Annotated in this window: 21 protein-coding genes; 12 read left to right on the top strand and 9 right to left on the bottom strand. The window is 39.5% G+C overall.

Translation table 11 applies throughout. From position 1 onward, the window contains the following. Positions 1 to 3 precede the first annotated feature (3 nt). From ACKWBX_RS10085 to ACKWBX_RS10065, 5 genes are all read left to right on the top strand, one after another. Positions 4 to 453, top strand: coding sequence for a GNAT family N-acetyltransferase (locus ACKWBX_RS10085; RefSeq protein WP_413968552.1), 450 nt, complete (start codon positions 4 to 6; stop codon positions 451 to 453). Between the two features lie 179 nt (positions 454 to 632). Then, positions 633 to 1,964: a sugar porter family MFS transporter gene (locus ACKWBX_RS10080; protein ID WP_413968551.1), complete on the top strand. Its 1,332-nt coding sequence runs from the start codon at positions 633 to 635 to the stop codon at positions 1,962 to 1,964. A 10-nt stretch (positions 1,965 to 1,974) separates the two neighbouring features. Then, positions 1,975 to 3,561, top strand: coding sequence for a glycoside hydrolase family 32 protein (locus ACKWBX_RS10075; protein WP_413968550.1), 1,587 nt, complete (start codon positions 1,975 to 1,977; stop codon positions 3,559 to 3,561). Between the two features lie 152 nt (positions 3,562 to 3,713). Next, on the top strand, positions 3,714 to 5,060 hold the full coding sequence (locus tag ACKWBX_RS10070; RefSeq protein WP_413968549.1) for an AAA family ATPase: 1,347 nt from the start codon (positions 3,714 to 3,716) through the stop codon (positions 5,058 to 5,060). Beyond that, positions 5,053 to 5,625: a DUF4276 family protein gene (locus tag ACKWBX_RS10065; protein WP_413968548.1), complete on the top strand. Its 573-nt coding sequence runs from the start codon at positions 5,053 to 5,055 to the stop codon at positions 5,623 to 5,625. The genes ACKWBX_RS10070 and ACKWBX_RS10065 overlap by 8 nt, the downstream gene beginning before the upstream one ends. 146 nt (positions 5,626 to 5,771) lie before the next feature. On the opposite strand, the gene ACKWBX_RS10060 is transcribed toward ACKWBX_RS10065, so the two are convergent. From ACKWBX_RS10060 to ACKWBX_RS10030, 7 genes are all read right to left on the bottom strand, one after another. Further along, a complete protein-coding gene (locus ACKWBX_RS10060; RefSeq protein WP_413968547.1) occupies positions 5,772 to 6,599 on the bottom strand; it encodes a polysaccharide deacetylase family protein in 828 nt (275 codons plus the stop codon). Continuing rightward, entirely contained in the window at positions 6,596 to 6,892 is a 297-nt protein-coding gene (locus ACKWBX_RS10055; RefSeq protein ID WP_413968546.1) for a hypothetical protein, read from the bottom strand. The genes ACKWBX_RS10060 and ACKWBX_RS10055 overlap by 4 nt, the downstream gene beginning before the upstream one ends. Then, positions 6,889 to 8,127: a cation:proton antiporter gene (locus ACKWBX_RS10050; protein WP_413968545.1), complete on the bottom strand. Its 1,239-nt coding sequence runs from the start codon at positions 8,125 to 8,127 to the stop codon at positions 6,889 to 6,891. The genes ACKWBX_RS10055 and ACKWBX_RS10050 overlap by 4 nt, the downstream gene beginning before the upstream one ends. A gap of 82 nt (positions 8,128 to 8,209) precedes the next feature. After that, a complete protein-coding gene (ligA, locus tag ACKWBX_RS10045; RefSeq protein WP_413968544.1) occupies positions 8,210 to 10,204 on the bottom strand; it encodes an NAD-dependent DNA ligase LigA in 1,995 nt (664 codons plus the stop codon). After that, positions 10,204 to 10,785: an LOG family protein gene (locus ACKWBX_RS10040; RefSeq protein ID WP_413968543.1), complete on the bottom strand. Its 582-nt coding sequence runs from the start codon at positions 10,783 to 10,785 to the stop codon at positions 10,204 to 10,206. Before ACKWBX_RS10040 ends, ligA begins: the two co-directional genes overlap by 1 nt. Next, positions 10,782 to 11,639 (bottom strand): peptide chain release factor N(5)-glutamine methyltransferase, encoded by an 858-nt coding sequence (gene prmC, locus ACKWBX_RS10035; RefSeq protein ID WP_413968542.1) that lies wholly within the window; start codon positions 11,637 to 11,639, stop codon positions 10,782 to 10,784. Before prmC ends, ACKWBX_RS10040 begins: the two co-directional genes overlap by 4 nt. Then, positions 11,640 to 12,125, bottom strand: coding sequence for a GNAT family N-acetyltransferase (locus ACKWBX_RS10030; RefSeq protein WP_413968541.1), 486 nt, complete (start codon positions 12,123 to 12,125; stop codon positions 11,640 to 11,642). Positions 12,126 to 12,222: 97 nt separating this feature from the next. Here ACKWBX_RS10030 and ribD point away from each other — a divergent pair, with 97 nt between their 5' ends. Genes ribD through ACKWBX_RS10010 form a run of 4 tightly spaced genes read left to right on the top strand, consistent with a single transcriptional unit; the run spans position 12,223 to position 15,373 of the window. Then, positions 12,223 to 13,308 carry a bifunctional diaminohydroxyphosphoribosylaminopyrimidine deaminase/5-amino-6-(5-phosphoribosylamino)uracil reductase RibD gene (gene ribD, locus ACKWBX_RS10025; protein WP_413968540.1) on the top strand — a complete coding sequence of 362 codons (1,086 nt, stop codon included), beginning with the start codon at positions 12,223 to 12,225 and terminating at the stop codon, positions 13,306 to 13,308. Beyond that, entirely contained in the window at positions 13,301 to 13,903 is a 603-nt protein-coding gene (locus ACKWBX_RS10020) for an HAD-IA family hydrolase (protein WP_413968539.1), read from the top strand. Before ribD ends, ACKWBX_RS10020 begins: the two co-directional genes overlap by 8 nt. Further along, the gene (locus ACKWBX_RS10015) at positions 13,904 to 14,767 is read left to right on the top strand and encodes an EamA family transporter (protein ID WP_413968538.1); all 864 of its coding nucleotides are present in this window, start codon (positions 13,904 to 13,906) and stop codon (positions 14,765 to 14,767) included. Beyond that, positions 14,768 to 15,373 (top strand): IMPACT family protein, encoded by a 606-nt coding sequence (locus ACKWBX_RS10010; protein WP_413968537.1) that lies wholly within the window; start codon positions 14,768 to 14,770, stop codon positions 15,371 to 15,373. 14 nt (positions 15,374 to 15,387) lie between these two features. Here the strand turns inward: ACKWBX_RS10010 and ACKWBX_RS10005 are convergent, their stop codons facing one another. After that, positions 15,388 to 15,783: an acyl-CoA thioesterase gene (locus ACKWBX_RS10005; protein WP_413968536.1), complete on the bottom strand. Its 396-nt coding sequence runs from the start codon at positions 15,781 to 15,783 to the stop codon at positions 15,388 to 15,390. 208 nt (positions 15,784 to 15,991) lie between these two features. Here ACKWBX_RS10005 and dnaA point away from each other — a divergent pair, with 208 nt between their 5' ends. Genes dnaA through ACKWBX_RS09990 form a run of 3 tightly spaced genes read left to right on the top strand, consistent with a single transcriptional unit; the run spans position 15,992 to position 18,603 of the window. Next, entirely contained in the window at positions 15,992 to 17,416 is a 1,425-nt protein-coding gene (dnaA, locus tag ACKWBX_RS10000) for a chromosomal replication initiator protein DnaA (protein WP_413968535.1), read from the top strand. Between the two features lie 6 nt (positions 17,417 to 17,422). After that, on the top strand, positions 17,423 to 17,884 hold the full coding sequence (locus ACKWBX_RS09995; RefSeq protein WP_413968534.1) for a low molecular weight protein-tyrosine-phosphatase: 462 nt from the start codon (positions 17,423 to 17,425) through the stop codon (positions 17,882 to 17,884). 2 nt (positions 17,885 to 17,886) lie between these two features. Continuing rightward, a complete protein-coding gene (locus ACKWBX_RS09990; protein WP_413968533.1) occupies positions 17,887 to 18,603 on the top strand; it encodes an SAM-dependent methyltransferase in 717 nt (238 codons plus the stop codon). A gap of 53 nt (positions 18,604 to 18,656) precedes the next feature. Here ACKWBX_RS09990 and ACKWBX_RS09985 read toward each other — a convergent pair whose 3' ends face one another. Beyond that, the gene (locus ACKWBX_RS09985; RefSeq protein ID WP_413968532.1) at positions 18,657 to 19,286 is read right to left on the bottom strand and encodes a lysozyme family protein; all 630 of its coding nucleotides are present in this window, start codon (positions 19,284 to 19,286) and stop codon (positions 18,657 to 18,659) included. Positions 19,287 to 19,423 lie beyond the last annotated feature (137 nt).

Genomic DNA, 19,423 nt, shown 5'->3' with positions numbered 1-19,423 from the left:
ACCATGACAGAAATCATAAGAACAGATTCCAGCAATGCCGATTTTATTTCATTGGTAGCGCAATTGGATGCATATTTGGCCATAACCGATGGTGACGAGCATGAGTTCTATGACCAATTCAACGGTATTGAAAACCTAAAACATGTCATCCTTTTTTATGAAGACCAAAAAGCGATAGGTTGTGGTGCCATCAAGGAATTCGATAAAAATTGTATGGAAGTCAAACGAATGTTCGTGCTACCCGAAACCAGGGGAAAAGGAATCGCCTCTCTTCTATTACAAGAATTGGAAAAATGGGCAAAGGAATTGGGGTACACCCACTGCATTTTAGAAACGGGTATGCGGCAAGTGGAAGCGGTGGCGCTATATAAAAAGAACGGGTATGCCAGTATTCCCAGATACGCTCCTTATGAGCATATGGAGAATAGTGTCTGCTTCAAGAAAAAACTTTAAACAGTAGCACCAAAGAACTCAAGTTCCCTTATTTTCATTTTTACAATGGTTCAAGTCAACATTCACTCGTAAAAAAAGGGTTGTTTAAAAAATACTATTTTTAGCGCTTAAGCAATTCGGTTTGGTTAGTCCTCCGATGATTTATGCGCTAATCCATTTCAACAATTCAAAGAAAAAGAATGAAGCAAAATTTAAACTATTGGGTCATTACGGTAGCATTGGCGGGATTCTTATTCGGTTTTGACACTATTGTTATTTCGGGTGCTGACCAACCCATTCAAAAACTCTGGAATACCGGAGAATGGTTTCATGGCACCTTCATCATGTCCATGGCACTTTGGGGAACCGTCATAGGAGCCTTGTTTGGAGGGAAACCCTGTGATAAGCTAGGCCGTAAAAAAACACTGTTTTGGATCGGTGTGCTTTACCTGGTCTCGGCCTTGGGTTCCGGACTGGCGACCGACCCCTATGTATTTTCCATGTTTCGTTTTATCGGAGGTCTGGGCGTGGGGGCTTCCTCTATTGCCGCACCCATCTATATTTCCGAAATTGCTCCCGAAAAAGATAGAGGTCGCCTTGTGGCCACCTATCAGTTCAATATTGTTTTAGGTATTTTAGTCGCTTTCTTTTCCAATTATCTTATTGGAAAATATATGGGAGAGGTGGCCTGGCGATACATGCTGGGCGTAGAGGCCATTCCGGCAATAGTGTATTGCCTGCTCGTTTTGGGAATACCCAATAGTCCTAGATGGCTGTTGCTACACCGTAACGACCAAGACAAGGCAAAACAGATTCTAAAGCGGCTTTATCCGGAAAACGAAATCAATGAACGTATCGAATCCATTAAAAGTTCCATCCAAAAAACCAAAGAATCTTTTTTTTCAAAGAAATATAGTAAACCTATCCTTTTGGCCTTCATCTTGGCATTTTTCAATCAAATTTCGGGTATTAATTTCGTGCTCTATTATGCGCCCCGTATTTTTGAAGCGGCCGGTATTGACCAAACGAACACTTTAATTGCATCCATCCCCATCGGAGCGGTAAACCTCATTTTTACGATGTTGGGCATGTATTTGATTGATAAAATGGGCCGAAAACGTTTAATGACCATTGGTTCCATAGGGTATATCGTTACGCTTTTAGGTATCGTATGGTCATTTTATTCGGGTGCGGAAGGCGCAATAGTCGTTTTCTTCATCAGTGCCTACGTAGGTTCGCATGCCATTGGCCAAGGTGCCGTAATTTGGGTATTCATTTCGGAAATATTCCCTAATTCGGTCAGGGCCAGTGGAATGTCCTGGGGAAGTAGTACCCATTGGGTTCTGGCGGCCATTATCACCATGATTACCCCTGCAGTACTGGCAGCCGTTTCTCCCGTAGCCATATTTTCCTTTTTTGCTTTTATGATGCTATTACAGCTGATTTGGGTACGCCTTGTGATGCCCGAGACAAAAGGGAAAAAGCTAGAAGAATTAGGTGAGGAATTGATGAATCGTAATGAACAATTATAAAATAGTTAGAATGAAACAAAGTTCACTTACAAGGGTATTCGTTTTTACTTCCCTGATATTTATTTTCATTTTGGGATGCGCAGATTCACATAAAGAAAAAGCGGCCACTACTACAGTTTCACAAAGAGGATATCAAGAAAAACATCGGCCCCAACTGCATTTTTCGCCAAAAGCGAATTGGATGAACGATCCCAATGGCATGTTCTATTACAATAACAAATATCACTTGTTTTATCAATATTATCCGGACAGTACCGTTTGGGGCCCTATGCATTGGGGACATGCCGAATCAGAAGATTTGGTGCATTGGAAAGAACTTCCCATCGCGCTATATCCGGATTCTCTAGGCTGTATCTTTTCAGGTGGGGCCGTGGTAGACCTTAAGAATACCTCAAAATTGGGCACTGCTGAAAATCCGCCTATCGTGGCTACGTTCACGCATCATGATTTTGAAGGAGAAAAGAACAAAACCAATGACTTTCAAAAACAAAGCCTCGCCTATAGTCTAGATGGAGGGTATGAATGGACAAAATATAAGGGCAATCCTATCATCCCTAATACCGAAAAAATAAAGGATTTCAGAGACCCTAAAGTGGTATGGCATGAACCCTCGCAAAAATGGATTTTGACCTTGGCCGCATACGACCGTGTAAAATTTTACGCCTCCCCTAACCTTAAGGATTGGGAATTTCTTTCCGACTTTGGTATAGAAGGTGATAATCGGTTATGGGAATGTCCGGATTTGTTCCCCATAAAAGTTGCGGGGACTGCAGAAGAAAAATGGGTGTTGTTGGTCAGCATTCAAAAAGAAGCCCCAAACGGTGGTACCGCTACTTCCTATTTTATAGGTGATTTTGATGGCACTATGTTTAAGAGCGATGTCAAGCAGCAAAAATGGCTGGATTGGGGTACCGATAATTACGCCTTTGTTACATGGAACAATGTTCCAAAAGAGGACGATAGAGTTCTGGGAATCGGGTGGATGTCCAACTGGCGATACGCACAAATTGTGCCTACGACGGAATGGAGAAGCGCCATGACCGTGCCACGGGAACTACGTTTAACGAAATCGGCCTCCCAATATGTCCTGCAAAGTGAACCTGTAAAAGAGCTTGAAACACTAAGAGGTGCTTTGATCACCTTTGATGAAATGCGCTTTGCGGAAGAAAAAATATTGGAAGGCTCGTTCTCCGCTTCCCAGACCGAAATGGAGATTACTTTTGATGTAGCGGAGACCACGGCAAATTCTTTTGGAATACAATTTCAAAATAAGCTTGATGAACATCTGTCCGTGACTTTTGATAAGCAACAACAAAAAATGTTTGTAGATCGAACCCATTCCAGCAAAGAAAAATTTTCCGATGCCTTCTTTAAAAACATACACGAAGCCCCGGTGGACTTAAATCAACAGAAAATAAAGGTACGCCTACTGCTTGATGCTTCTTCCATTGAAATTTTTATTGGTGATGGAGCAGTATCCTTTACCAGTATATTCTTTCCTTCAGAAAAGTTTACTACCATTTCTTTGCTCACCGACGGTGGCAATTGCACCGTAAACGACATCAAAATTTATGATTTAAAAGGTATTTGGGAATAATCAAAATGCAATGATTATTTTGTTTAAAACTTTCTTACAATTTACGTAGGAAAGTATTGAAACATTTATACAAAACAACGAATTTCGTTATTAGTTACTAACTAGAAATTAAACTTTTCTTATAAGGTTTATTTTTTAATTAAAACAAAAAAATGATAAGTGAAATATTTATAGATGGTTACAGGTCATTAAATAACTTTAAATTGAATGTAAGGCCTGGACTAAATATACTTGTTGGTCCCAATGGTTCAGGGAAGACCAATATAATCTCATTTTTTGAGTTTCTATCTCATTTATCGCATCACGAACTTCACGAAGCTGTGAGCCATAATGGAGGAGCTGGAAATATATTTTCTAAGAGAGGTGATACAGAATTTAAGGATACAATTAATGCAGACATTTATGGTTGTAGAATCCACAATAAAAAGAAGTACATCATATACAATTATTCGTTTTCAATAAAAGTAGATTCAGTAGCTGGACAACTATTTTACGCACATCAAAGAGTAAAGATTCAACTAATTAATTCAAAAAAGAAATTAACGAAAAATCTTTCAAAAGATATTAATTGGGACTTAGATATTGAGGTAAATTGTAATGCTTTAAAAGTATCAAACAATAAAAATGTTCTAATTCATAACCTAGATAGACGAAAAGTTAAAAACAGATTTAATGAAAAGTTCACTCAAGAAGAAGTTGAAAAGCGGCTAATATCTTTCTACAACAGAAACGCAAATAGAAGTATTTTGCAATTGTTGAGTAGAGACTTAGACCCAATACAACCAGTAATGCTTGACATGTTGGGTGGTGAAGTTTTTAATATTATTCCCTCAAAAGTTAAATCGCCAGAAGATATTGCTAAACAACCAGGAATTCAAAAAGATGGAACTGGGTTGGCTTCAACTTTGTATTCAATAAAAAATGATAGGTTTTATATCTTCCCAAGAAGATATATGTACTCATATAATAGACCTAGGAGAATTAGCCCTAGATTTTACAATAAGATTGTCAACTTAACAAAACTAGCTAACGACTCAATAAAAGATTTAACAGTCACAAATAATCCATTTGATAATCAACTTATAGTAAAAGTCACAATCGCCAATAGTGATGGTGAAGATGTAATTTTACCTTTATCTGCAATGTCAGATGGAACCATTAAATGGATTACACTTATTACTGCAATCATTAGTTCCGCACAAATATTCTCAATTGAAGAACCTGAGAATTTTCTTCATCCTTGGATGCAATCAGAGATTATTAAAATAATGAGAAACTCATTTAACGATAAAAACTATGATAGCTTTCTTTTAATGTCTACTCATAGTGAGACTTTATTAAATAGTGCAGACCCGAATGAAATAATAGTGGTTTCCATGAAGAAGGGAGTCACTAAAGCTAAACGAGTAACAAATATTAAACTATTAAGAAAAGAAATAGAAGAAACAGGATTTGGTTTAGGATATTATTATTTAACAGGAGGATTAAGTAATGAGTAGACCTGCTTTTTTTGTCGATGGCCAAACCGAACAAAGAGCTTTGCAGCAATTATGCTCTGGAAATCCAATTAGACTGATTGGATGTAATGGTAAAACCGTTTCTATGAGTGCAGTTGCAAAAAGACTCGCTACTCACATTAAACTTTTAAATAATAGAAATTTTCCGATTGTGGTTATCATCGACAGAGAAGCTCGAGAGGAAAGTGCAGAAGAAGTAAAAAAAGAGTTGCTAAATGAATTGGGAATCTTAGGGATAGAAGATGAAATACTTATTGGTGTTTGTGATAGAATGATTGAAAATTGGATACTTGCAGATAGAGATAATTTTAAAAAATATATTAATCGGAAATCAAATTTGCCAAAAGTAACTTATGAAGGTACCAAGGGTAAATCTGAGGTAAAAAAAATCTTCCCAGAATATCACGAAACCACAGATGGTGTGACTTTATTAGCGACCTCTAATCCAGAAGAAATGAATCGAAATAGTACTAGTTTCAATAGTTTCGTTAAAACAATTGCGGAATTACCTTGTACTTGGTTGGAAAATTTATGGGAAAATAACTAAACAAAGTAAGGATACAAATAATTGCTTGTCTTAAACTTCCTCTGAATTCCTCTGGCAATGGGGACAAAGATTTTCAGTTTTTTGTGTACTTGCTAAGTTAAATGCTAACCCGCGCAACTACACATAGCAGAGATTGATGATGAAACTTAAAATCCTACATCCTTCCAAGTCACCAATTTTACATTCGATTGCTTTAGTTTTTCTCGAAAGGCATCGCTTGAAAAATAATCAAAGTCAATCTGTCGCCATGCGGCTCCGAAATTGGGATGGTTTAGGGTTACGGCCTGCATTTCGGCATCATCAAAAGCAGGGTGAATTAGAATAACATTCAACCCATCTACCAAATCGTCCAATACGTTTTCGTAATACTGTTGAAGCTCGCCTTTTTTATAATACTCAAAAATGCCATAATGTGCTTTATCAACGATAACATCCTTTCCGAAACTATTTTGATTTACGTTTAAACCCGCCATTTCCATGAGTTGTGTATTGATCAGAACGGGTAATCCGTATTTTCTTCCCAAAGCCTTATAACATTCGAATAAATCTGGTCTTGAAGCTACACTATACATATGCGAATCCAAATGAGAAGGCGTAATGCCAAAAGATAAGGCTCTTTCAATCTGGGCGGTCAATTCTTTATGCACTTCTTCCGTTACCGCATTTTGCCTGACCAAATCCCTGTTTTTGTAAAAATAACCTTGGTCATCCACCAAACTTGGCACCTTCGAGGTAGGTAAAACAGGTCCGAATTTATAGCTTTCCCATTCACAGGTCAAGGTCAGATGTACACCAACATCATATTGCGGATGGGTTCTCGAAAAAGTAGCGATTTCATAAAACCACGGACAGTTCACCATAATACTGTATGAGTTTACACAGCCAAATTCCAAGGCCTTTATGGTAGCTCTATTCTCTGAATGACATAGACCGGCATCATCGGCATGTATGATAAGCAACTTTTCATGCTTCATTGGATAATATGGTTTACGATTTCTTCTAATTCTTGTTTTAAGCTAACCTCTGGGTAGGGTTTTCCCGCTTGGCGATACCAATACCCGGCATTAAAACGATCGCCTTCTTTTCGGTGCAAGTAAGCGTGCAACCAACTGCCCATTTGGTTATGCATATCCTGGGCAATGTTATGCGCGCTTTCCCAATCACCCTTGGCATCAAACCAAGTACATTTAAGCGCATCGGGCCATGTATTGGGTGGCTTTTCCAAATTTAGCGTTTCCTCGAATTCCGCATAGGTTTTCGGTATCATACGGCTACTTTTTTAACCAGTTTTTCTACGGTAAGCCCCTGTACAATAATCGAAAATACCACCACTACATAGGTAATCACCAAAAACAGGTCGCGGTTCATATCTTCCGTAAGTCCCAAGGCCAAAGCAATGGAAATACCTCCGCGCAAACCGCCCCAGGTCATAATGAGATTGGTTTTGGGTACAAAATCCAGCTTCTTTTCAAAGAATTTTATCGGTAAAAGCAAAGAGATGTAACGGCATGCCAATACAATAGGAATGGCCAACACCCCAGCGAGCAAATAGGTGGTGTCAAAAGTCAATACGAGCATTTCCATCCCGATTAATACGAACAAGAGCGTATTTAAAAGAATGTCCAACAATTCCCAAAACTTATCTACATAGGTTTCCGTGGTGGCGGACATGGCGGAGTTTCGTACGGTATCGTTCCCTACCATCAACCCAGCGGTGACCATGGCCAAAGGTGCCGATAAATGTAGTTTTTGTGCGATTACAGTACCGATCATCACCGTAGCCAAGGTGATAATGACCTCAATATCATAATCATCAATGGATTTCATCAACCTATAGGTAATCCATCCCAATAAAAGCCCTAAAACGATTCCACCGATAACTTCCACCCCAAACAGCTCCAGAATTTCCAAAGGAGTAATGGCGTCCGCTCCGGCCGAAGCTATCTGAAATATCACAAGAAAGACCACTACGCCTACCCCGTCATTAAAAAGTGATTCCCCGACGATTTTTGTTTCCAGTTTTTTGGGTGCCCCGGCCTGTTTTAAAATCCCTAAGACCGCAATAGGGTCCGTTGGTGAAATCAATGCCCCGAACAACAGGCAGTAAATAAAATTAACGGGCAAGCCCAGGAGTTGAAGCATATAATAGGTAATGATACCCACTAAAAAAGTAGAGACCAACACGCCCAAGGTAGAAAATACCAAAATAGGCCAACGCTGAATTCTTAATTGCTGAAAATTGGTATGCAAGGCTCCCGCAAAAAGCAGAAAACTCAACATGATATCCAAAAGGACCGTTTTAAAATCGATTTGACTAATGATATATCTCTCGGCATTGAGCAGTGTATCATCAAAATAACTGATGGCAAAAACGGCCAAAGTAAAGACAATGGTAATCAGCATAAGCCCAATGGTGTTGGGCAAATGCAAGAACCGTACGTTGATATAGCCAAAAATGGCGGAAATAAAAACAAGGATTGAAATAATTACAAAATAATCCATAGGTTGTTGAATTGTTGTTTTTTAATTTTTAGATTTCTCGTCGTTCGTTTCTCACTCTTTCGAAATGACTTTACATGAATCGTTATAACATAGAAAGAAAGTCCTGTTCCGAAATAATGGGCACCCCTAACTTTTCCGCTTTGGTGCGTTTGCTAGGTCCCATTTTATCCCCCGCCACCAAATAGCTGGTTTTGGAAGAGATAGAAGAACCGACTTTAGCCCCGTTGTCCTCAATCAATTTTTTAAGCTCATCCCTGCTCACCGTTTCAAAAACCCCGGAAACCACAAAGGTATTTCCGGCCAGTTTATCGGTTTGGTTTTCGAGTTTCTCGGCAGATAGGGCAAATTGTAACCCTTTTGCTTTTAATCGGCGAATTGCTTCCACATTTTTCTCATTGCTAAAAAATTCCACCACACTTTGGGCAATGCGCTCCCCGATTTCATCCACTGCGGTCAATTCTTCTACCGAGGCCGCCTGTAATGCTTCAATATTCTTATAGGCCCTGGCCAGTTTTTTGGCCACTGTCTCCCCCACAAAGCGGATTCCCAAAGCGAACAAGACCCGCTCAAAAGGCACTTGAACAGAAGCCGCCACACCATTGATCAAATTTTCGGCCGATTTCTCCGCCATACGCTCCAATGGTAATATTTGTGCTTTGGTCAAATCATATAAATCGGCATAATCGTCGATTAGGCCCTCCTTAAAAAGCAGTTCTACCGTTTCACCGCCCAAACCTTCAATATCCATGGCCTTTCTAGAAATAAAATGTTGGATCCTACCCGTTATCTGTGGCGGACAACCGTATTCGTTTGGGCAATAGTGTTTGGCATCACCTTCGGTGCGCTCCAAAGGAGTATCGCATTCGGGGCATTTGGAAATATAGACCGTAGGGCTTGAATCAGCCGGTCGTTTCGTTATATCCACGGCAATGATTTTGGGAATAATCTCCCCTCCTTTTTCCACAAAAACGGTATCGCCCTCGCGAATGTCCAATTTTTCAATCTGGTCCGCGTTGTGAAGCGAAGCTCTTTTTACCGTGGTCCCTGCCAATAAGACGGGTTCCAAATTGGCGACGGGCGTAATGGCCCCGGTTCGCCCGACCTGATACGTAATTTCGTTCAATACCGTGAATACCTGCTCCGCCTTGAATTTATAGGCCATGGCCCAACGCGGTGATTTGGAGGTATGCCCCAACTCCTCTTGGTGTTGCAAATTGTTCACCTTAATGACCACGCCATCCGTTTCATAGGGCAAATCATGCCTATGAATGTCCCAATATTCCACAAATTCCAATACTTGGGTAGTATTCTCACAAAGTTTTGCAACAGTAGGCACCTTAAAGCCCCATGAGCGTGCTTTTTCCAACATTTCAAATTGTGTGTTGATACCGATGTTTTTTCCAACGATACTATACAAAAGGCATTCCAAAGGTCTTTTTGCCACCGCGGCACTATCCTGTAATTTTAAACTTCCCGAAGCCGTATTTCTAGGGTTCATGTAAGGCTCTTCCCCATTGGCAATGCGCTCCTCGTTCATTTTTGCAAAACCTTCATAGGGCAGTACAATCTCCCCTCGAATATCAAATTTTTCTGGGTAATCCCCTTTTAAGCGTAGCGGAATAGATTTTATGGTCTTGATATTTGTGGTTACGTCATCGCCCTGAATACCATCGCCACGGGTTACCGCTCTTACCAACTCCCCTTTTTCGTATGTGATACTGATGGAGGCTCCGTCATATTTCAATTCACAGGTAAACTGTACCGGAACATCTCCCAGATTGCGCTGTATACGTTTTTCCCAATCCTCCAAATCTTCTTTGGAATAGGAATTATCCAAGGAATACATGCGGTGCTCGTGCACAACGGTATCGAAATTCTTCGTGACCATACCCCCTACCCGCAAGGTGGGCGAATTGGGGTCATGGAATTCAGGATATTTGGCCTCCAAGTCCTGCAACTCCTTCAATTTCATATCGAAATCGAAATCGGAAATTGTGGGGTTGTCCAACACGTAATAATTGTAATTGTGTTCCCGTAATTCGTCCCGAAGCGTCTTTAATTGTACTGCGATGTCCATTACAATTGTTCTTTTTTTATCCATTTGGGTAATGGGAGGGGTTGGTATTTTTCCATTTTAGCGATAAGTCCAGCGATTGTCCTGTCCGCTAAAATCATATCATAATTTTCTTGTTTTACGAAGCCTTTCTCGACCATTTTCTTCAACATGGTGAGTAGCTCATCATAAAACCCGTTGGTATTCAGAATCCCGATGGGGTATTGATGCAGTCCCAATTGTCCCCAAGTAAGCATTTCAAAAAACTCTTCCAAGGTGCCATACCCCCCGGGAAGCATGATAATACCATCCGAAAGCTCGTGCATTTTAAGCTTCCTTTCGTGCATATTTCGCGTAACGATGAGCTCGGTCAAGGATTCATGAAATACTTCACGTAGCTTTAAGAATTCCGGAATTACGCCTATGACCGTACCTTGCGCATCCAAAGCCCCTTGGGCCACCTGTCCCATGATTCCTATTTTTGCGCCGCCATAGACAACATCAATTTGCTGTTTGGCCAAAAAGGTACCCAAAGCATAGGCATCCGACGTGAACTCTTGTTCCGAACCTTCACTACTCCCACAAAACACAACAATACTTTTCACCCTTTCTTAGCTTTTATCATTCGGTCATTGCCAAACATATCTTTTTTTAGTTCGATTTTCTTAAAATTATGCTTTTCCAGCAATGTTACCATTTCTTGACCCAAATATTGATTGATTTCTAAATATATCCATCCCTCTGAAACCAAATGATCTTTTGTGAACTCTAAAATATGTCCATAAAACAATAATGGAGTTTCATCGTCCACAAACAGGGCCATATCCGGTTCATATACCAATACATTTTTCCGCATATCCTTCTTCTCCATTTTCCGTACATAGGGTGGATTGGAAACGATAACATTAAACTTTTGGTCAATTACGATATCGGACTTTAAAATATCTCTTTCGATAAAATTGATGTCGACCCTATTTTTTACAGCATTTTCCCGCGCTATTATTAGTGCCTTTTTAGATAAATCCAAGGCCGATATTTTTGCTTTTGGTAGGTTCTTCGCCAACGAAACAGCAATACAACCGCTCCCCGTTCCGATGTCCAATATTTGTATACCACTGTTGCCCAAATCTTGGTAGTCTTCTAAAACCCACCGCACCAGTTCTTCGGTTTCCGGTCTGGGGATGAGTACTCCTGACGCAACATTAAATTCCAAGTCCATAAAATGTGTAGTACCTGTGATGTATTGGATGGGTTTCTCCGTTTTCAATTCGTTCAATCCCCTAAAAAGCTGGCTTTCTTCCGTTTTATTAATAATATAATCAGGTTGAAGGGCAAGAATGAATCGCTCTAGACCAAAATAGTGTTCGATCAAAAGAAAAAAGAAACTTGCCGTCTCTTCTTTTCCATAAATGGAGTCCAGTTCCTTGTGAAATATGTTCTTGATTTCGCGCAGCAACATTTACAATTCTTTGAGCATGTGCACGGGACATGAAAAATGGCCCGTGTTGCCCATAGGGCCATCAATATAACCGAACCCGGATTTTTGATACAGTTTTTGGGCGGCTTCCATATACGGCATGGTCTCTAAATAGCATTTTTCAAATCCGTATTCACGCGCGCGCTCCAAGCAAACGGACATCATTTTAGCGCCGATGCCGCGTCCCCTGGCCTCTTCTAAAAAATACATTTTCTGAAGCTCACATACGTTCCCATCAAAATTTTCCAATTGCGCGATTCCCGCGCAACCCAGTATCTCCCCATCTTCCTCTACCACAAAATAAGTAGCCTTGGGAACGTCATAGGTTTCATACATACGGTCCAAGGCTTTGTCCGCATACGCCGTACCTACTTTGGGCACCCCCAAATCAACTAAAACCTTACGGATTACCGCTGCAACTTTCTGATTGTCTTTTTGTTGTATTTCCCTAATGATAGCACTTCCCATGGCTTATTCCGTATCCCTTTAAAGTATTACTTTTGAAGAGTGAATATACATGAAATGGGGCTATTGCTAAAGTGGAATTTGCACAAAAAACAAGAGAATGTCAACAGCATTTGAACAACATACCACCGTTTTTGAGTTGGACAAACAGTACATGAAACGCTGTATTCAAATTGCCAAAAAAGGATTGGGACATACCGCTCCCAACCCCATGGTGGGCAGTGTTATTGTTCAGGATGGAAACATTATCGGGGAAGGCTTCACCAGTCCCTACGGAGGAGCACATGCGGAGGTAAATGCGATAAATGCCGTCGAGGATAAGTCGCTCTTAAAAAAAGCTACACTTTATGTAACGTTGGAACCTTGTTCACATTTTGGAAAAACACCGCCCTGTGCGGATTTAATCGTAAAGCATCAAATCAAAACGGTAGTCATTGGTGTTTTGGACCCCAATCCAATGGTGAGCGGTAAAGGAATCGAAAAATTAAGGGCCAATGGCTGCGAAGTGAGGACAGGGATTTTGGAAACCGAATGCCGAGCGCATCATAAACGCTTTTTAACGTTTCAAGAGCAGAAGCGACCCTATATTATTTTAAAATGGGCCGAAACCGTTGATGGATTTATAGCCCCATTACCTGACCAAAGAAATCAAAACCTAGAGCCCTATTGGATTACAAATGCCTATTCCAGACAATTGGTCCATAAATGGCGTAGTGAGGAACAGGCCATTTTAGTAGGCACCACTACAGTCTTGGCCGACAATCCAAAATTGGATGTGCGGGATTGGACAGGGAAGCATCCTTTTCGCGTTATTCTCGATAAGAGTTTAAAAATCGATATGAATTATCATGTATTGGACAAAAGCATAAACACGCTGATTCTGACGGAAATCCAGGATGCCCATCAGGATATAAAAGGCATCAATTATGAGGTATTGGATTTTTCCAAACCGTTGGCGGTCCAAATCATGAACACCCTTTGGGAATACAATTTTACCAGTGTTTTCATAGAAGGCGGCAGACAGACCCTGCAAACGTTTATAAACGAAGGTTTATGGGATGAAGCAAGAATCTTTAAAGGACCTATAACTTTCAAAAATGGAATCAAAGCACCTGAAATAATGGGAACACCCATTCATTCCCGAATGATCCAAAACGACCAATTGACCATCTTGCAGCATGATTAAAAATATCATATTTGATTTTGGGGATGTTTTTATTGATCTGGACAAAGAAGCTCCTTTTCGGGAACTGGCCCGTTTTGGTTTTACAAGCCTAACGCCAGAACTGGACAAAGCATGCAAAGAATATGAAATGGGGTCGATGAACTCAAACGAGTTTATATCGATTTTAAAAAAGAATTTTCCGTCAGCTACCGAAACGGAAATAATAGCAGCTTGGAATTCCATAATTCTTGATTTTCCGGAACATCGTTTGGTCTTTTTGGAACAACTGAAATCCGAAAATGATTACAGGCTCTTTCTTTTAAGTAATACCAATGCCTTACATATAGAAAAAGTCGTTCAAAATATGGGAACAGAACGCTATGAACGATTTAAAAACTGTTTTGAGCAGTTTTATCTTTCCCATGAAATACAATTACGAAAACCAAACGCAACTATTTACGAGTATGTCTTAAAAACCAATGACTTGAACGTATATGAGACCTTTTTTGTAGATGACACCAAGGAAAATACGGATGCTGCACAACGCATGGGCATCTTCTGCTGGAATCTTCAAGTAGGAGAAGAGGATATTGTTCAATTGAAAAACAAATTGTAAATGTTATATCTGGCGCTAAGTGTTCTTTTTTCCAGTCTCATATTTGTAATTTTTAAGTTGTTCAACACCTATGGCGTACAAACTTTGTATGCTATTATCACTAATTATTTTGTGGCCTGTAGCGTTGGCCTACTTGTCTATAATGGGGATATTAAACTAGCTGAAATTCCCTCAAAAAATTGGTTTTTGGGGGCATTGGCCTTGGGCATCCTTTTTATACTGGTATTCAATGTTATGGCCAGAACCTCACAGACTTTGGGAGTTTCCGTAGCTTCCGTAGCCACAAAAATGTCATTCGTAATGCCCGTCATCTTTGGTGTGATACTTTACAAAGAGGTTGTGGAACCTATTAAAATTGTAGGGATTCTTGTAGCTATAGCCGCAGTTTATCTGGCTTCCCTAAAGACCAGTACCATCAAATTTCATGTATCCATGTTACTTCTCCCTTTATTGGTCTTTTTAGGTTCTGGGGCAATTGATACCGCTATTAAATTCTTTCAAGAACGGTTGGTGCCACAGGAAGAATTTTCCATTTTCTCCGCTACCGTTTTTGCGGCTGCCGCGACAACCGGAATCGTTTTTATCGCCATTAACAGTTTTAAAAAACCTTTAAAAAAGAACTATAAGAATGTTCTAGGTGGCATTGTTCTTGGCGTTCCCAATTTCTTTTCCATCTTCTTTTTATTGAAAGCCTTACAGTTTGAGGGGCTCACTAGTGCAGCTATTTTTACGTTGAACAATGTAGCTATCGTCATGGTTTCCACGCTCTTTGGCATCCTTTTCTTTAGGGAAAAATTGAGCTTAAAAAATTGGACCGGTGTGGCTTTGGCCGTTGTCAGTATTTTATTGGTAGCTTTATTTTAAATGGAAATTAACGATACCTATAGAACCATTTTAAAAGCTACAGAAGCCATCCTTTTCAAGGATCGAAAAAGTAAGTTTTATGGATATGCTTTTCCCGTACGCCATGAAGATGAAGTAAAACACATCATTGAGGCACTCCGAAAGAAATATCCCACTGCCAATCATGTTTGTTATGCATGGCAAATAGGTGTTGAAGCCCCAAATTACAGGGCCAATGATGATGGAGAACCAACTAATTCTGCTGGAATGCCTATTTATGGGCAAATCCAATCTTTTGAAGTGACCAATGTCTTAATAGCGGTCGTTCGGGTTTTTGGAGGGGTCAAGCTGGGGGTTGGAGGATTAATTTCCGCTTATAGAAATACAGCTAAGCTAGCTCTGGAAAACTCCAATATTGTAGAAAAAATAATGGAACAGTCTCTATTTTTAAAATTTGGATATGACCAAATGAACAATATCATGCGTTTCATTAAAAAGAACAACCTTAATATTATTGCTCAAAACTTAGGCTTGGATTGTGAAATTGAAATTGCCATACGCAAGCGCGATTTTCAAAAAGTTAAACAAAAAATGAAAAGTTTGCATAAAATTATAGTCGATGAATAATTGCAAATTTATTTTTATGCAAGTTTTGTAAGAATATAATCCGGGCATTTAATAGGTCTTTTCTTATGAGCATCCATGAAGGCCAAAACCGTATTTGCCTTGACCAAAATTTCATCTTCTTGATTACTAATGGCATAGTCAAATTCTATACGGACCAAAGGTGTTTTTTTTAATGTGGTCCTGACCGTTATCATATCATCATACAAAGCTGATTTTAAAAAATCCATTTTAAGGCTAATCACTGGCAGTATAATACCTTGAGCTTCCATCTCTTTATAGGAAACGCCTAATTTTCTTAGCCATTCCACACGACCCATTTCTAAATATTGTGCATAATTGCCGTGGTAAACCACTCCCATTTGGTCCGTTTCACCATATCTTACCCTAAAAGAAATTTCATCAAAAACCATTGTTATTCAAGTAAAAATTATATATTTAAAGCTCCCCATTAGGGCTAGCGAACATGAGAAAAAAAAAGGTCAAATTCAATAGAGATTGATTTTTTTTTTAGAATTTTTGTTCACATATTTGCCTTCCTAAGAAAATGTAACCAAGTCAATATTTATTTGACTTTTTTGAGCTTTTAATACTAACCATTAAACAAGATTAAATTTTATAATGACTGTGACTGCAAACTCCGTTTGGAAAAACTGTTTAATGTTTATCAAGGATAACATTCAGCCACAAGCATTCAAAACTTGGTTTGAACCTATTAAGCCCATCAAGCTCACGGAAAATTCCCTTAGTATTCAAGTCCCCAGTAAGTTTTTCTATGAATGGTTAGAAGAACATTACGTAAAGTTGTTAAAGGTAGCCCTGACCAAAGAGTTGGGAGAAACCGCCAAATTGGTCTATATCATACGTATGGAGAATACTTATGGAAACAAGGAGCCTTTTACCGAAAAAATACCGAGTTCCAATAGGGGCAACATGAGTCCGCAGGAAATGGATGTGCCCATTAAGTCCAAGAATCCGGAGTTACGAAATCCGTTTGTAATACCGGGCATTCGTAATATAAAGATAGAATCGCAACTCAATCCAAACTATAATTTTGATAATTTTTTGGAAGGGGATTCCAACCGTCTAGCGCGTTCAGCAGGAATGGCGGTATCCAACAAACCGGGAGGTACTTCCTTTAACCCTTTATTGGTGTTTGGTGGCGTAGGACTTGGAAAAACGCATCTAGCCCATGCCATTGGTGTCGAAATAAAGGATAAATATCCGGAGCGTACCGTATTATATATTTCTGCCGAAAAATTTACGCAACAGTATATAGAATCCGTAAAAAAGAATACTAGAAACGATTTTATTCATTTCTACCAATTAATAGATGTTCTGATTATTGATGATGTACAGTTCCTCTCGGGAAAATCGGGAACACAGGATGTTTTCTTTCACATCTTTAACCACTTGCATCAAAATGGAAAACAGGTCATCCTTACTTCGGACAAGGCGCCTGTAGATATGCAGGACATTGAACAGCGCTTACTGTCCCGTTTCAAGTGGGGGCTTTCCGCAGAACTGCAAAGTCCTGATTATGAAACGCGTATATCTATTCTTAAAAACAAATTATATAGGGATGGCGTTGAAATGCCGGAAGACATCATAGAATATGTTGCAAAGCACATCAAAACAAATATCAGGGAACTAGAAGGTGCCATCATTTCACTGATAGCGCAATCTACCCTGAATAAACGTGAGGTTACCATAGAACTCTCACAGCAAGTAGTCGAAAAATTTGTCAAGAACACTAAAAGGGAAGTCTCTATTGACTATATCCAAAAAGTAGTTTCCGATTATTTTGAAATGGATGTAGCTACCTTGCAGTCCAAAACCAGAAAAAGACATATTGTTCAGGCGAGGCAATTGGCCATGTTTTTTGCCAAAAAATTCACGAAAGCCTCTCTGGCCAGTATTGGGTCCCAAATAGGAAAAAGAGACCATGCCACCGTATTACATGCCTGTAAGACAGTGGATAATCTTGCCGAAACGGACAAACAGTTTCGTAAATACATAGACGATCTTACCAAAAAGCTTTCCTAAAATCTTATGAAAACGAAAGTGTTGATGGTTTGCCTGGGAAATATCTGTAGGTCGCCATTAGCAGAAGGGATTTTACAACATAAAGTAAATTCTGAACAAGTTTTTGTAGATTCTGCCGGTACTGCTGGGTATCATATAGGAAATGCGCCCGACAAACGTTCCATTGGCGTTGCCCGTAAATACGGAATCAATATTTCCCATCAGAAATGTCGAAAATTCTCTCCATCGGACTTTGATGCTTTTGACCATATTTATGTGATGGACCAAAGCAATTATGATGATGTGATTGCCTTAAGCGAAAATACCGAACAAAGCAGTAAGGTGAAATTATTGTTAGATGAAATCAAGACCATTCAAAACGAAGTGCCTGACCCTTACTACGGTGGCGCGGATGGATTCGAAAATGTATACCATTTGATAGATTCCGCTTGTGATATCATTGCTCAAAAGCTAGGTCGTAAAAACTGAACATGGGAACTAAACCAAAAGGAAAATTATATTTGATACCTTCTACTTTAGGGGAAATTGCCCCACTGGAAGTATTGCCCATTTCTATCAAAAGAGCCATAGAGTCCATCGATTATTATGTGGTTGAAAACGACAAAACAGCACGACATTTCATCAAAAAGGTCAGTCCAAGAAAGTCGCAACCCTCATTGCAACTATTTCTGCTGAATAAATTTACTGAACCCACGGAAATTCCTTCTTTTTTAAATCCTTGTTTAGAGGGTTTGGATATGGGTGTTCTCTCGGAGGCCGGATGTCCCGGAGTAGCAGACCCGGGAGCCGCAGTAGTTGCGCTAGCTCATGAAAAAGGTATTCAGGTAGTGCCATTGATCGGACCATCCTCTATCCTTTTGGCCTTAATGGCAAGTGGTTTCAATGGCCAAAATTTTGCATTTAATGGGTATTTGCCCATAGATTCCACCGAACGAAAAAAGGAATTGAAAAAATTGGAGCGGAAGTCAAGGGATAGCGGTCAATCTCAAATCTTTATAGAAACCCCATACCGAAACAACAAACTTAAAGAAGAACTTGAACGCACTCTTTCACCGGACACCAAGTTATGTATTGCCGTGGATATTACCTTACCTACGGAATATATAAAAACACAGGCAATCTCCCGTTGGAAAACCGAAAAAACAGATTTACACAAAAGACCTGCTATTTTTATCATTCAAGCATAAAAAAACCTTGACATTAATGCCAAGGTTTTACATTTTCATATCTACTATTACGCTTAAATCCTTGCGTTTCTTTTTGGGGAAACCAAAGAAATATCATATCCTGAAAATTTTTCAAGGTAATTGGTCAATGTAGTTCCATAACCATCGGCAACATCAATTTTTCCATTGGAATGCAAATATTTTTGAACATTCCCAGGGCCGGCCAAATGGGCCGCGGCCAATATCCCGGATTCCGTAATTTTTACTCCTCTAATGGTTTTACCAACATAGCTTTCAATTTCCCTCCTTAAAATCCATTTATTACGTGAAATGTTCATTTGAAATACTCTTTCCTGTAATTTTGGATTTTTCAAGAATTGTTTTCCGTTGTAAACACCCACCAATGCCAAGGTACCCAGTCCAAATTGGTACTTTCCTAAATATCCATAAGTATTTACGGACAGATAGTTACCGCCGGACTCCCTAAACGCCAAGGCTTCTTTAAAGCCTACATATTGCGTTCCCAAATAAGGGGGCATGGTAATCGTTTCAACTTTTAAAACTTGATTTTTGGGAAACAAAACCGCCATAGGTTCTGTAACACGAAGCTGTTCCGGCACTTCCGTTTTCAGGATGGTAAAACCGTAACTAGCTAAAATAAATAGGGCAACAAGGGGACAGAAAGTTAAAATCCATCTTCTCATATATTGTTTTTCTTAAGACTTACCGACTACTGAAAAAGAGCCTGCTTAAATTTCTCGCTACAAAGTTATAGCGGAAAATATGTTACAATTAGAAGGATTCGTTAAAAATATCCAATATTAGTTAACATGTCTTAAAT

This window comes from Maribacter algae, assembly GCF_047345745.1.
In the GTDB taxonomy this organism is placed as follows: domain Bacteria; phylum Bacteroidota; class Bacteroidia; order Flavobacteriales; family Flavobacteriaceae; genus Maribacter.
Note: the sequence above shows the minus strand (reverse complement) of the source record. Positions and strands in the feature narration are given on the sequence as shown.